Genomic DNA, 14,069 nt, shown 5'->3' with positions numbered 1-14,069 from the left:
GGCGTTTCTGCTTTTGAAAGGTGGTTCGCATGCCCGAATTCGATACCGTCCCCACCGATTTTGCCCCTGCCATCGGCATCGCTCCGGCCGAAGGCCTCGAGAACGAGGAAGGCGGCCGCATCGTGCTGGAGGGCCTTCCCAACACGCGCGACGTGGGCGGCCTGCCCACGGACGACGGCCGCTACGTGAAGCACGCGCGCCTGCTGCGCTCGGGCGCGCTCGACCACGCCACCACCCGCGACCTCGAGGTGCTGTTGGACGACTACCACGTGCGCACGGTTGTCGACCTGCGCACCGAAGAGGAGCGCAAGGAGCATCCCGACCCGGAGGACGGCCTGATGGGCGTGCGTTTCGTGGATGCGCCGGTGCTGAGCACCTCCACGTTCGGCGTCACGCGCGAAGGCGGTATGATGCAGGCGCTCAAAATGCTGCGCACGGTGCAGAAGAACCCGGCCAGCATCATGGAGGAAGTGTACGAGCGCATGATGCTGGACGAGCAGAGCCAGCGCGGCTTCGCGCAGTTCTTCGACGACGTGCTGGCCACCGACGAGGGCTCGGTGCTGTGGCACTGCACCATCGGCAAGGACCGCGCCGGCCTGGCCGCCGCGCTGCTGCTGTACGTGCTGGGCGTCACGCGCGAGGCCATCGAGCAGGACTACCTGGTCACGAACAAGTACGTGGAGTCCGAGACGCAGAACATCATGGACGCGCTGGCCTCGTTCGGCCTGGGCGACAAGCTGGACAAGAGCATCCACGTGATCAACTCCGCCGACCCGCGTTTCTTGCGCTCCGCGCTCGATGCCGTGGAGAAGCAGTACGGCAGCCTCGATGCCTACGTGCGCGACCAGCTGAACGTCACCGACGAGAAGCGCGCGGCCCTGCGCGCCCGCTACCTCACGGACGACCCGCGCGGGTAACGGCAGGTTTGCCGATGGTCAACGGCGGTTGATGGTCTTTCGTCGGTTTGGTTGTTCCTATCTTTCGGCTTTTGGCCGGTTTCGGCGCTCTATGACTTATAATGAGCGAAAGAAAACGTACGGAAGGTAGGAGGCTTAGGTGTTGAAAGCGATGATCGTCGATGACGAGGCTCCTGCGCGTTCAGAGCTGAAGTTCCTGCTTGACGAACTGGGGCAGACCGAGGTTGTCGCCGAAGCTGCCAGCGTGCGCGAGGCCATCGAGAAGCTGAAGGAATATCCGTGCGACGTGATGTTCCTCGACGTCAACATGCCCGAAGCGACGGGCTTGCAGCTGGCCGAGGCGTTGCAGCACCTCAAATTCCCGCCTGCGGTGGTGTTCGTGACGGCGTACAGCGAGTTCGCGTTGGACGCGTTCAAGGTGAACGCCATCGACTACCTGGTGAAGCCGGTCGAGACCGAGCGCCTGTCGCAGGCCATCTCGCGTGTGCGCGAGCACGTGTCGCTGCACGTGCAGGCGCAGAAGTCCGAGCGCATCCCCGTCGAAAAGGGCGGCAAGAAGATCCTCATCGGCATCGACAAGATCCGCTTCGTCATGGCGCGCGACGATTACGCGTACCTGCAGACGGACACGGATCGCTACTTCTCCACGGTCAGCCTGGCCCAGCTGGAGAAGCGCCTCGACGGCCACGGGTTCTTCCGCGTGCACCGCGGCTACCTGGTGAACCTGTCGATGGTGGAGGAGATCGAATCGGTGTCGGGCGGCACGCTGCTGCTCACGCTGAACGCCGTGGACGAGAAGATCCCGGTCTCCCGCCGCCGCGTCTCCGCCCTGAAGAAGGCCCTAGGACTGTAACAAAACCGCATCGAATCTCGAACAAAGGCCGGCAGACGCCGGCCTTTTTGCTAGGTACGAACGAATGTTTCACGTGAAACATTCGTCTTCGCACGAAAAAGCGCCCGAGCGTTTGCTCGGGCGCTTTGCGGTTTCGGCGGCGTTGGCCTAGTACGCCGTGAAGGACGACTTGGGGGCCAGGCAGATGGGGCAGGCGACGAAATTCTCGCCCTTGTGGATGTAGCCGCAGATGGGGCACAGGTAGTACTTGCCGTCGAAGGGGGTGTCGATGGTGGTGTACGCGTCCATGTATAGCTTCGCGTGGTAGGCTTCGGCGAGCTTGGCGCGGGTGAACACCTGCACGGCCTTGTTGTTGCCCTCTTCCTGCGCCTTCTTGATGAAGGAGGGGTACATGTCCGACGTCTCGTAGATCTCGCCGTTGGCGCCGGAGATCAGGTTGATGTCGCTCTCGTGCTCCTCGACCGTGGGAGGCTCGGGCTTCTCGGTGGCGGGGTCGATCTCCTTCGCCAGATCGTACTCGAGCCCGATGTGGATCTTCTCGGCGTCGGCCGTGCACTGGAACAGGCGGGCCAGCACGTCGAAGCCTTCGTTCTTGGCTACCTTGGAGAACGCCTCGTACTTCGTGGTGGCGCCCGTCTCGCCCGCGATCGCCGTCATGAGGTTCTCGTAGGTGGTGCCCACGGTGGTCGTGCTGTCGTAGATGATGTTGAAGTTGCTGGCGGTGGTCGCATCGGGCATGGCCTGCGGATCAAGCACCTCGGCGACGTACTCGCTGCCGGCGCCGGCGTCGGTCTTGGTCGAGGTATCGGCTGCGGGCTCGGTGGTGGCGTCGGCCTTCGGCTCGGCGCCGCATGCGGCCAACAGGCCCAGCGCGGAAATCGAAGCGGCGCTGACGGCAGCACCCTTCAGCAGGTTCCTTCTCGTGATATCGGACATGATTCCTCCCTCGTCTTCCCGATGAGCTCCTCTCCAGCCCATCTGATAATCGATACTATATATCAATTAAGAATGATAATCAATAGTGAATTACCACGGACGGGATCATGGTTCCGCTTCGCCCCGCTCCCTTCTGCGCACACGTTTTGTCCACAACTCCGTCACAAGCGCAAACACGATGGCCAGCCCCCGGTGCCGTTTGCTAGAATGAAGGGAATTACGCTGAAAGAAGGTTGTATGCTATCCGGTGATGTAGAAAAACTGTATCCTTCCGCGAAAATACTCGTGAAGGACTGCGTTGCCAGCCGCATCCATGACAAGGATGCGAGCCTGTACGGCTTCTCCGACGAAGCGCGTTCCTGCTCCGAGCAGTACATGGGGTGGACGGATCTTGCCAGCAATCCGCCGTACTCCCTGCGTGATATTCAAGACTTCGCCGACTCGATCATCGCCCAAGGGCTGAAAACGGTCGTCCTCATCGGCCAGGGCGGCTCCACGCAGGCACCCATGACCATCACCAAATACAACAAGCCCGACTCGTCGAAGATCACGTTCAAAACGCTCGACTCCGACTCGCCTGTGCGCGTGCGCGCCATCCTGGCCGAGGCGAAGCCCGAGACGACCCTGTTCGTGATCTCCTCGAAGAGCGGCGGCACCATCGAGCCGCGCCTCGCCCTGCGCGCCGTGCGCGACGCGGTGGCCGACCGCATCAGCGAAGAGGAGCTCGTGCAGCACCTCGTGGCCATCACCGACCCCGGTTCCATGCTGGAGCGCCAGGCGCGCGAAGAGGGCTGGGCCGCGGTGTTCTCCGGCGAGCCCACGGTGGGCGGGCGCTTCTCGGCGCTTTCCGTGTTCGGCCTGCTGCCGGCAGCGCTCGTGGGCATCGACCTCGAAGAGTTCATGGCGCACGCCATCGACGCCGAGCGCCAGTGCAGCGAGGATGCCATCGACAACCCGGCCATCGGCCTGGCGTCGTTCCTGTACGACAACTACCTGCAGGGCCGCAACAAGTTCACGTTCCTCACGCCGAAGCGCGGCCGCGTGCTGGGCCTGTGGATCGAGCAGCTGGTGGCCGAGAGCCTGGGCAAGGACGGCCAGGGCATCCTGCCGAACATCGAGATCGACTCGCTGCTGCTGACGAAGGACCCGGGCGACCGCAGCGTCATCATGTACCTCACGCGCACCGACCTGTGGGACGAGCGTCGCAACTTCGAGATGAGCCTGTCCTACATCGACCCGGCCATCCCGCGCGCCAACTACAAGATCGATTCGGTGGAAGAGCTTGCCGAGCACTTCGTGATGTGGGAATACGCCATCGCCATGTGCGGCTACCTCATGAAGCTCTGCCCCTTCGACCAGCCCGACGTGGCGTCGGCGAAGGCCGTGGTGCTCGACATCCTCAAAGAAGGCCAGCCCGAGCCCGATTTCATCCAGGATTTCATCGACGACGTCCACATGGGCGAGGTCGAGGTGCGCCTGTCCCCGTGCTTCAAGGATTGCACCGACACGCGCGGCGCGCTGCGCGCGTTGCTGGGCAGCATCCAGCCGGGCGATTTCTTCGCGCTCAACGCGTTCCTGCCGTTCACGGGCGAGGGCCGACGCGAGGCGCTGGAAACCATCCGCCACGGCGTGGCCGAGAAGCGCGGCGTGGTATCCTGCCTCGAAGTGGGCCCGCGCTACCTGCATTCCACCGGGCAGCTGCACAAGGGCGGCCCGAACTGCGGCGTGTTCCTCATCCTGTCGGCTGACGAGCTGAAGGACATCCCGCTGAAGGACGAGGCCGAAAGCCTGGGCTCGCTGGCGAAGGCGCAGGCCTCGGGCGACCTCGTGACGTTGGCCGAACGCGGTCGTCGCGTGGTGCATCTGCACCTGCCCGACAACTCGGGCGTCACGTTGCGCAAGCTTGCCGAAGTGATCTGCGGCATCCTGGAAACGATGGAAGCCCCGTCGGCGTAATGGATGACGGCGCGACACGATAACGCTATACCCCGAGGGCGGCCGTTGAGCCGCCCTCGTAGATTGACGACGACACTGGCGACGGTACAACGCGGAGGCGTGCATATGAAGGAAGCGCTCGATATTCAGGTCAAAGGCATCGTGCAGGGCGTCGGGTTCCGCCCCTTCGTCTATCGGCTGGCGAAGAAGTACCTGATCGACGGCTGGGTGCTCAACGCCACCGACGGCGTGTTCATCCACGCCGAAGCCGAGACGAAGCTGCTCGACGAGTTCGTCATCGAGCTGTCCGAGAACCCGCCGGCCGCCTCGCGCGTGGAGGAGGTGACGCTCAAGGAGGTGCCGCTGGAGGATTTCGACTCGTTCGAGATCCGCTTCTCCGACGCGGGCGCGGTGGAGAAGACCACGCTGGTATCGCCCGACCTCGCCACCTGCGACGATTGCGCTCGCGAGCTGTTCAACCCGAACGATCGGCGCTATCGCTACCCGTTCATCAACTGCACGAACTGCGGGCCGCGCTTCACCATCATCGAGAAGCTGCCCTACGATCGCAAGAGCACGTCGATGAAGGAATTCCCCATGTGCGAACGCTGCGCGCGCGAGTACGGCGACCCGCTCGACCGCCGCTTCCACGCGCAACCCGACGCGTGTTTCGAGTGCGGGCCGCACATCAGCTGGCGCGAGCACGAGGGCGGCGCCATCGACGCGCCGCTCGGTCCGACGACGTGGGGCGCCACGCGCGAGGAGAGCGACGCCATCCTGGCGCGCGCCGTCGAGTTGCTGCTGGACGGGAAGATCCTGGCCGTGAAGGGGCTGGGCGGCTTCCATCTGGTGTGCGATGCGTCGAACCCCCAGGCCGTGGCGCTGCTGCGCGCGCGCAAGCGTCGCGAGGGCAAGGCGTTCGCGGTGATGATGGGCGACGTGGCGGACGTGCGCCGCTTCTGCGAAGTGAACGAAGCGGAGGAGGGCATCCTCGCGGCCACGCAGCGCCCCATCGTGCTGTTGCGCAAGCGCGCCGACGCCGCGTTCGCTCCCGGGTTGGCCGACGCGCTGCCCGAGCTGGGCGTCATGCTGCCCTACACGCCCATCCAGCACCTGCTGCTGCACGACTTCGCGGAGGCCGGCGGTGCCGGGATGCTGGTGATGACGTCGGGCAACATCCATGACGAGCCCATCGTCATCGACGACGAGGATGCCTACGCGAAGCTGTTCGGCGTGGCCGACGCGTTCCTCGGCCACAACCGCGCCATCCGCGCCCGCTACGACGATTCGGTGGTGCGCGTCATCGAGGCGGGCAGCGCCGGCGAAGCGGTCCAGTTCATCCGCAGGGCCCGAGGATACGCGCCGCTGCCGCTGGCGATGCCGCCGCACGAGGGTGCCTGCGCCGCGGGCTCCCTCTTCGCCACCGGCCCCGAGCAGAAGAACACGTTCGCGCTCACGCGCGACGCCGAGGCGTTCGTCTCGCAGCACATCGGCGACCTCGAGAACGCCGAGACCTACGACGCATGGCTCCAGGCCAAGGATCGATACGAGACGCTGTTCGAGATCAGGCCCGCACGCATCGCCTGCGACCTGCATCCCGAGTACCTCACGTCGAAGTGGGCGCACGATCAGAGGCTCCCCGTGACCGAGGTGCAGCACCACCACGCGCACGTCGTGTCGGTGATGGGGGAGCACGGCCTGACCGGCCCCGTGTGCGGCATCGCGTTCGACGGCACGGGCTACGGCGTGGACGGGGCTATCTGGGGCGGCGAGGTGCTGCTCAGCAACCTCTCCGCGTTCGAGCGGTTCGCGAACTTCGCCTACGTGCCCATGCCGGGCGGCGCGGCGGCGGTGAAGCATCCGCTGCGCATGGCCTACGGCGTGCTGTGGGCGTTCGACCTGCTGGAACATCCCGGGGCCGCCGAGGCGCTGGCCGCGCTCGGCGAGCAGGCGGCCGTGTGCGAGCAGATGATCGACCGCGGCATCAACACGCCCATGACCTCGTCCGTCGGTCGCCTGTTCGACGCGGCCAGCGCGCTGCTGGGCATCTGCGTGGAGCCCACCTACGAGGGGGAGCCGGCCATCCTGCTGGAAGCGGCCATCGACGATCCGGCGGATGCCGCGCGCGGCGCAACAGGGGAAGACGCCTACGAAATAGGGGTGCTCAAAAACACCGCAACCTCCACCAGCACGGCGCAGGACACCTCGGTCGTGCTGTTCGACGCGGCTCCGGTGTTCGCCGCGCTCCTCGACGACCTGGCGGCCGGCGTGCCCGTCGGCGTCATCGCGCGCCGCTTCCACGATGCGTTCGTGCAGGCCATCGTCACGGCGGCCGAGCTTGTGCGCAGCTTGTACGACATCGACACGCTCGCGCTGTCCGGCGGCGTATTCATGAACCGCTACCTGCTCGAGCATGCGCTGGCCGCGCTCGAGGCCGCCGGCTTCACGGTGGCCGTCAACCGCGACCTACCGCCCAACGACGGCTGCATTTCCTTCGGCCAAGCTGTGGTAGCATGGGCCTCGAACAACGAAGAAGGAGAACAGCCATGTGCTTAGCCATACCTGCAAAAGTAACCGAGATGAAGGACAACCACCTGGCTACGGTGGATATCCTCGGCGTCACGCGCGACATCTCCATCGACCTCACGCCCCAGGCGAACGTCGGCGATTTCGTGCTCGTGCACGCCGGGTTCTCCATCGAGGTGGTGGATCCCGACTACGCTCAGGAGACCATCGACCTCATCAAGCAGTTCCCCGAGCTGGCGGGTGACGATATCCCCCTCGGCGAGGTGCTGTGATGGGCACCGCCGACGCGGCCGCCACCGCGTCGCATATCGCGCGCACGGTGGACGCGGCCACGATGGCCTCCGAGCTGGCGGCGTTCAAAGACCCGCAGCTCGCGCGCGGCCTCATCGAGTCCATCGCGAAGCTGTCGCCCGAGGGCGGCGCCACGCTCATGGAGGTGTGCGGCACCCACACCGTCGCCATCGCGCGCAACGGCATCCGCAACCTCATGCCCGAGGGCACGCGCCTCGCGTCCGGCCCGGGCTGCCCCGTGTGCGTGACCTCGAACAGGGACATCGACACGGTCATCGCGCTCGCCCGCGTCCCGAACGTCACCATCGCCACGTTCGGCGACATGACGCGCGTGCCGGGCTCTACGTCCAGCCTGCTGGCCGAGCAGGCGGCGGGCCGCAGCGTGCAGATCGTGTACTCGCCGCTCGATGCGCTCACGCTGGCCGAGCAGAACCCCCAGCGCGAAATCGTGTTCGTGGGCGTGGGCTTCGAGACCACCACGCCGCTTGTGGCCATGTCCATCAAGCGCGCGGCCGCGGTCGGCCTCAAGAACTTCAGCGTGTTCGGCGCTCACAAGAACATGCCCGGCGCGCTGGAAGCCATCATCAACGACCCGAAGCTCAAGGTGGACGCGCTCATCCTGCCCGGCCACGTGAGCACCATCATCGGCGCCAAGCCCTATCAATTCCTGGCCGAGAAGTACGGCATCCCCGGCGTCATCACCGGGTTCGAGCCGGTCGACGTGCTGCAGGGCATCGCCATGATCATGCGCCAGCTGCACGAGGGCCGTGCCGAGATCGAGATCGCCTACGCGCGCGGCGTCATGCCCGAGGGCAACCCCGTGGCGCTGGCCGCCATCGACGAGGTGTTCGAGACGTGCACCGCGCTGTGGCGCGGCCTGGGCGAGATTCCCGGCTCGGGCTACCGCATCCGCGAAGAGTTCGCGCAGTTCGACGCCGTGCGCCGCTTCCAGCCCGACATCGAGCCCACGCAGGACCCGAAAGGCTGCCGCTGCGGCGACGTCCTGCGCGGCATCATGGCCCCCAACGAGTGCCCGCTGTTCCGTACGGTGTGCACCCCCGAGAACCCCGTGGGCCCCTGCATGGTGTCCAGCGAAGGCAGCTGCGCCGCCTACTACCGCTACTACTGAGGGAGGGCGCTTCTCGTACCGGGCTGCGCCCCGCTCATCCCGACGGGCCCCTCATCGAGGGGCCCGTTTCGCGTTCGCCGAGTGTTTCACGTGAAACATTCGTTCTGCAACAGCAAACCGGCCCCCGAAAGCGTCGCTTTCGGGGGCTGCGGCTTTCGGGGACCGCGTGGGGCGCCTGGCGAAGGGGGAGGGTGCGGCCCGCCGGGCGCCCCTGGGCCTATTCGGCTGCCGCTGCGATGGCGCTCTGCGCCGAGATGCGGCCGAACACGAGGCACTCGGCCACGTTGCCGCCGCCCTCGTAGTAGTGGCCCCAGATGGAGCCGAACTCGCCGGCGGAGTACAGGCCGGGGATGGGATTGCCGTCGTAGTCGAGAATCGCGCCGTTGGCAGCGCGCACGGGGCCGCCGTCGGTGTTGAGGAACGACGGCGCGCACAGCTGCGCGTAGAACGGCGGGGTCTTCACGGGCACGAGCGTGCTTTCGGGGCGGTGGAAGAAGATGTCCTTGCCGTTTTCGCAGCACTCGTTCCACTGATCGACCGTGGTCACCAGCTCGTCGACCGGCACTTCCATCAGCGCGGCAAGCTCCTCGATGGTGTCGGCAGTGTACGCGTACCCCTTCTCGTCGGGCGTTTCACCCGACTCCGACGGCGGGATAGCGCCCTGCGCCAAACCGTCGGCGTCGAACACGAACCACGCCTTCGACGGCATGGGCAAATGCGGCCATTCGCCGCCGAACTGCATGTGGCCGTGGCGCGAGCCCACGTGCACGCTCATGTCGGACAGGTACGGGTACTTCTCGCGCACGTTGTAGCCGTCCCAATCCATGTAGAAGCGGCGGCCGTTGGTGCCCACGGTGATGCCGAAGCCCTTGGGCGCGGGCTTGAAGATGGGCGGGTTCGTGTACGCGGTGTTCTCGAGGTCGCGTCCGGCCATCCAGAATCCGGCGACGTTGTTCATGTGCCAGAAATCCGCGCCGATCTGCGCGCAGATGCGATGGCCGTCGCCGGTGTTCAGCGATCCGGCGGCGGGGACGGCCTCGCCCTGGCCGAGGTAGTTCTGCATCATCTCGGGATTGTGCTCGAACCCGCCCAGGCACATGATGACGCCGCGCTTCGCGCGGATGCGCTTCCGGTCCTTTTCGCCCGCGACGATGCCCGTAACGGCGCCGGTTTCGGCGTCCTGCACGAGGTCGACCAGCGGCGTGCCGGTGCGGTAGTCCACCACGTCGCCGTGCTGGGCAACCGCCTCTTCGAGGAACACCTGCACATGGTTGGGTCCCTTGACCTCCACGTCCTTGCTCTTGCCGATGGCGAAGTACCCGAACGCGTACGAATTCTCAAGCTCGTGGTATTCGGCGTTGCGTTCCTCGGGGTCGGACGTGGGCTCGGTGATGCTCATCTCGTCCTTGTTGGCGCCCATCTCGATGACCCAGTCGTACACCCAGCCGAGCCCCTGCGCATAGGCTTCCAGCACGTCGTCAGGCGTGGTGCCGTGCGCCAGCTCCTTGAGGTAGGAGGCGAAAACGTCGGGCTCCTTCGTCCAGATGGCGTCGCCCTTGCAGAACGGGCTGTTGCCGCTCGGCGTTGCGCCCTTCTCGATGAGCAGGCACGTCGCTCCGTTTCCCTCGGTCGCGACGGTCAGCGCCGCGGCGTGTCCCGCGATGCCGCCGCCCACCACGATGACGTCGAACTCCTCGTCCCACGCGCCGGTGTCGGCGGCGCTTGCGGCTGTGTCCGTGCCGCCCGACGGCGCGCATCCGGCCAGCCCCATGGCGGCCGCGCCCGCAAGCGCAATGCCGGCGGTTTTCACGAACCCGCGGCGCGTCTGCGCCGGACCCGCGATCATGTTCTCTCTGGTGCTCATAACCCCTCCTTGCGTACGGTGGAACAACTACGGCCCGATCATCGCCGTTCGCTCGCGCCTTGCCTATCGGCGAAACGGCAGATTTAGGCTGATGAGGCGCATCCCCAAAACGGACGATGGTGCGCCGGTTGTCGGCCGGTGTATGATGGGGCGTCCGAAGCTGTTGGGAGGGATCGGTGTTAAGCGCCATCAAACACTACCGCACCGCGTGGTGCATCGCCGTGGGCTGGGCCCTGCTGGCCGCGTGGGCCGACCTGTTCGGCCATTCGGCAGGGTTCGCGCAGTCGTATTCGGGGCTGGTGGGCCTCGGCAATATGAGAATCTACTGGCTGGTGGGGCTGCTGCTTTTGTCGGCTGCCATGGCGGCGTTCCCGCGCGCCTTCGAGCGCTCGAGGCGCATCCTGTTCTTCTGCATGCCCTTGGCCGCCTCGTTCGGCACCATGGCCTTTGCCGTCGCCGCGCAGCAGGCCTTTTTCCAACCCGAGGCGATCGCCCTGCTGGGCATCATCGTCGCGGGCGCGGGCTATGCGTGGTTCACCTTCCTGTTCTGCGGCATCCTGGCGGAGACGCAGAGCATGTCGTGCGCCATCGGGGGCATCGTGGCAAGCCTTGCCCTGAAGACGGCGCTCGTGCAGGTGTTCACCGGCGCGCTTTCCGAGGCTGCGCAGGTGGGACTCGCCATCGTGCTGCCGTTCGCCATCGCTGCCCTGGCGGAGGCGGGGGAGCGCGGCCCGCGCACGCGCACGGACCTTGACGAGTGGGTACCCGCGCCCGACGCGCCGGCCTCGTATCGCTACGTGGCCCCGCAGATTCTCGCGGCCGCGCTGGCCGTGGCAACCACGCGCGTGCTGACGCCGCTCGGATTCTTCGGCGACCCGCTCAACCAGTTCATGGGAGCCATGCCCATCGTCGTCGGAACGATCAGCATGATCGCCGTGCTGGTGGGCCTGTCCTACGTCGTGCTGGCCAAGCGCACGAAGATCCACCTCAACCGCAGGTTCATGCCCGCGTTCCTCGTGGTGCTCATCGCGTTTTTCGTATCGGCGCTCACGCCGCCTTCGCAGGGGATCGTCTCGGCCGCCGCCGAAGTGTTCATCACCGCGGTGGAGGCGCTCGCCCACGCGCTGTTCTGGACGCTGGTCGTCACCGCCATCCGCCTGGGAGGCGCGTCGAGGTTTCGCGTGGTGGGCCTGTCGACGGGGTTCTACGACGCGGTTTCCATCATCTGGGTGGCGTGGTTCTTCAGCCTGGGCGTGATGAGCAACGCCGCTGTGCTGTTGGTTGCGTTCGTGCTGGTCATGCTTGTCATCTGGCTAATCGATCGCGGCGGGGGAGAGGAGCGTCCCGCAACGCCTCCCGAGCTGATCGTCGATCGGCGCGGCGAGATTGCCGAGCGGGCGGGCCTGTCGCCGCGCGAGACGGAAGTGTTCATGATGCTGGCCCAGGGCCGCTCGCGCGCGTTCATCAGCGAGGAGCTGGTACTGTCCGAGGGCACGGTGAAAACGCACATTTCACATATATATACCAAGTTGAACGTGCACGGCCGCCAGGAGATGTTCGACCTCCTCCTCGCCGAGGATTCCGAAGCCGCCGAAAGGGACGGATGACGCGCGAGCTGCGGGCGGGTCCTTTCGCTCGCGAGATGTGTTACCCTTACCTTTCATGACGGCAGGGGTGTGGGAGGGGATGACGTGGCGCGAAGGGGACGCGAGCAATCGTGCAAGCGGATGCTGCCGTTGCACCCTGCCACCTTCGCTATCTGCACGGCGCTGGTCATCTGCGTCGTAGCGTATTTCGCGTGGGACGACGTGACGCGCCGCAAAGAGGACGCGCTCCATACCGATCAGGTATACAGCGCGCGCATCGAGTCGGTGCTCACCAGCTTGTTCCATAAAACCGACGTGCTCGAGGCTATGATCATCGCCGAGGGCGGTTCGTTGTCGGAAGACACCTTCACCAGCTTGGCCATATCGCTGAACGAGGGGACGGGCGTTCGCGCCATCCAATACCTGCCCGAAGGCGTGGTGACGTACGTCTATCCACGCGAGGGAAACGAGGCGACGCTCAACACGAGCGTATTCGACAACCCCGAACGCCGTGAGGATGCGCTGCTGGCCGTCGAGACGAGGCAGATCACGCTTTCCGGCCCCTACGAGCTGCTCCAGGGAGGTCTGGGTCTGGTCGCACGCAACCCGGTGTTCTTCGGCGAGGGCGACAACGAGGCGTTCTGGGGGTTCGTGGTGGTCGTGCTCGACCTGCCGCAAGCGCTCGACCCCATCGATTTGTCCGACTTGGAGGAAGCGGGCTACAACTACGAGCTGTATACCTCCTCCGATGCGGGCGAGCGGCTTTCCATCGCGTCTTCGCAGGTGCCGCCTGGGAACGATGCGGTCGAATACGGCGTGAGCGTGCCGAACCACGACTGGACGCTGCGGCTGGTACCGAAAGACGGCTGGCTCGATCGCAACATGCTGCTCGCCACCGGTTTGTTTGGCTTGGCCATGAGCCTGCTGTTGGCCATCGTCGTCCGCCAGATGCAGATCAAGCGCCACGTGCTGCATACGCTGGCCACGTCCGACGAGCTTACCGGTTTGCACAATCGCCGGTGGCTTGCGGAAGAGCTCGAGCGCTGGTGCGCCGACGAGAGCAGGAGTTTCGCTGTCTGCTATCTCGATCTCAACGGGTTCAAAGAGGTCAACGACACCTTGGGCCATCGACAAGGCGACCGGTTGCTCGTGCACATGGCGGATCGCCTGCGCGCCGCGTTCGACGATGCCGACGCCATCGTGCGCATGGGCGGCGACGAATTCGTGGTGGCGCGGCGCGATGTCGGGCCGGACGACGTGGACGCACTCGTGGCCGGTCTTCGCATGACGATCGGCAAACCCATCGCGTTGGACGAGGCCGTGCGCTCCCTCACCGCCGGCATCGGCGTCGCGCTCTTCCCTGACGACGGCGCGGATTACGATGCGCTCTTGCATTGCGCGGACGAGAACATGTATCGCGACAAGCGCGCGGAAAAGGCGTCTGCCTCCGCACAGCTCTGATCCGTCCGGATGTTTCACGTGAAACATTCGTTCGCGGGGGCGGGAATGGTCAAGTTTCGATGACAAAATATTGTAAGAAAATTTCCTGACGGAGAACTTGTGCAGTTGGTTGTGCATGTCATATGTTCGGTTGCGCACTCATGTTCGAGACGCTCCGTGCATGACTTTTCCGTTTGTTTCCATCGTTATACAGAACGAGGGAATCAATTGCGGATAATATCCAATATCGGGCTAAAAACTGCATAAAGTCGAAAACCTTGCTGCTTAACATTTTTGTGCATTTGAACAATTTGCTTATTCGTTTTGCTCAAATGTCCACGTAATTTCATGTTGCAGATGAACAAAAAAGATGGTATAACTGGCTCATCGGCAAATCTGGAAAGACTTGCCACGGCGGGCTCAAAAGCCGCGGCTCTCTCTCCAGCAAAGCTGCAGTTTGTAGTTGTGCCATCCAATAGGCAGCGCAGGGAGCGTTGCCGGAGAAAGGAGACTGTCATGGCGAAGATAGTCAGCTCTTGGAACGACTGGGACCCGCTGAAGCGCGTGATCGTGGGCCGCTGCGACTACTCGA

General features: G+C 65.0%; 11 protein-coding genes. 9 read left to right on the top strand and 2 right to left on the bottom strand.

All coding sequences use genetic code 11. The features are described 5' to 3' along the window. The first annotated feature begins 29 nt into the window (after positions 1-29). Both H8S61_RS09580 and H8S61_RS09575 read left to right on the top strand, forming a co-directional pair. Positions 30-917 (top strand): tyrosine-protein phosphatase, encoded by an 888-nt coding sequence (locus tag H8S61_RS09580; protein ID WP_186938831.1) that lies wholly within the window; start codon positions 30-32, stop codon positions 915-917. A 139-nt stretch (positions 918-1,056) separates the two neighbouring features. Continuing rightward, positions 1,057-1,770, top strand: coding sequence for a LytR/AlgR family response regulator transcription factor (locus tag H8S61_RS09575; protein WP_009305719.1), 714 nt, complete (start codon positions 1,057-1,059; stop codon positions 1,768-1,770). A 147-nt stretch (positions 1,771-1,917) separates the two neighbouring features. Here H8S61_RS09575 and ngr read toward each other — a convergent pair whose 3' ends face one another. Next, complete coding sequence (gene ngr, locus H8S61_RS09570) at positions 1,918-2,706, bottom strand: nigerythrin (RefSeq protein ID WP_186938830.1); 789 nt, start codon at positions 2,704-2,706, stop codon at positions 1,918-1,920. A gap of 237 nt (positions 2,707-2,943) precedes the next feature. On the opposite strand from ngr, the gene H8S61_RS09565 reads away from it, so the two are divergent. The 4 genes from H8S61_RS09565 (at position 2,944) to hypD (ending at position 8,587) form a co-directional block, all read left to right on the top strand. Further along, positions 2,944-4,662 (top strand): phosphoglucose isomerase-related protein, encoded by a 1,719-nt coding sequence (locus H8S61_RS09565; RefSeq protein ID WP_154332734.1) that lies wholly within the window; start codon positions 2,944-2,946, stop codon positions 4,660-4,662. A gap of 105 nt (positions 4,663-4,767) precedes the next feature. After that, positions 4,768-7,197 (top strand): carbamoyltransferase HypF, encoded by a 2,430-nt coding sequence (gene hypF / locus H8S61_RS09560; protein WP_186938829.1) that lies wholly within the window; start codon positions 4,768-4,770, stop codon positions 7,195-7,197. Continuing rightward, the gene (locus tag H8S61_RS09555; RefSeq protein ID WP_154332736.1) at positions 7,188-7,439 is read left to right on the top strand and encodes a HypC/HybG/HupF family hydrogenase formation chaperone; all 252 of its coding nucleotides are present in this window, start codon (positions 7,188-7,190) and stop codon (positions 7,437-7,439) included. The genes hypF and H8S61_RS09555 overlap by 10 nt, the downstream gene beginning before the upstream one ends. A gap of 62 nt (positions 7,440-7,501) precedes the next feature. Beyond that, positions 7,502-8,587 (top strand): hydrogenase formation protein HypD, encoded by a 1,086-nt coding sequence (gene hypD, locus H8S61_RS09550; RefSeq protein ID WP_186939043.1) that lies wholly within the window; start codon positions 7,502-7,504, stop codon positions 8,585-8,587. A gap of 217 nt (positions 8,588-8,804) precedes the next feature. On the opposite strand, the gene H8S61_RS09545 is transcribed toward hypD, so the two are convergent. Next, on the bottom strand, positions 8,805-10,451 hold the full coding sequence (locus H8S61_RS09545) for an FAD-dependent oxidoreductase (protein WP_186938828.1): 1,647 nt from the start codon (positions 10,449-10,451) through the stop codon (positions 8,805-8,807). Positions 10,452-10,627: 176 nt separating this feature from the next. Between H8S61_RS09545 and H8S61_RS17715 the strand changes: the two genes are divergently transcribed. The 3 genes from H8S61_RS17715 to H8S61_RS17280 all read left to right on the top strand — a co-directional run. After that, the gene (locus H8S61_RS17715) at positions 10,628-12,058 is read left to right on the top strand and encodes a helix-turn-helix transcriptional regulator (RefSeq protein WP_186938827.1); all 1,431 of its coding nucleotides are present in this window, start codon (positions 10,628-10,630) and stop codon (positions 12,056-12,058) included. A gap of 84 nt (positions 12,059-12,142) precedes the next feature. Beyond that, positions 12,143-13,498: a diguanylate cyclase domain-containing protein gene (locus tag H8S61_RS09535; RefSeq protein ID WP_186938826.1), complete on the top strand. Its 1,356-nt coding sequence runs from the start codon at positions 12,143-12,145 to the stop codon at positions 13,496-13,498. 327 nt (positions 13,499-13,825) lie between these two features. Continuing rightward, on the top strand, positions 13,826-14,069 hold a 244-nt coding region (locus tag H8S61_RS17280), incomplete at its 3' end, for a hypothetical protein (protein WP_222617686.1).

The sequence above is a fragment of the Eggerthella hominis genome (assembly GCF_014287365.1).
GTDB lineage: Bacteria > Actinomycetota > Coriobacteriia > Coriobacteriales > Eggerthellaceae > Eggerthella > Eggerthella guodeyinii.
The sequence above is the reverse complement of the archived record's forward strand: the minus strand, read 5'-3'. Positions and strand labels throughout refer to the sequence as shown.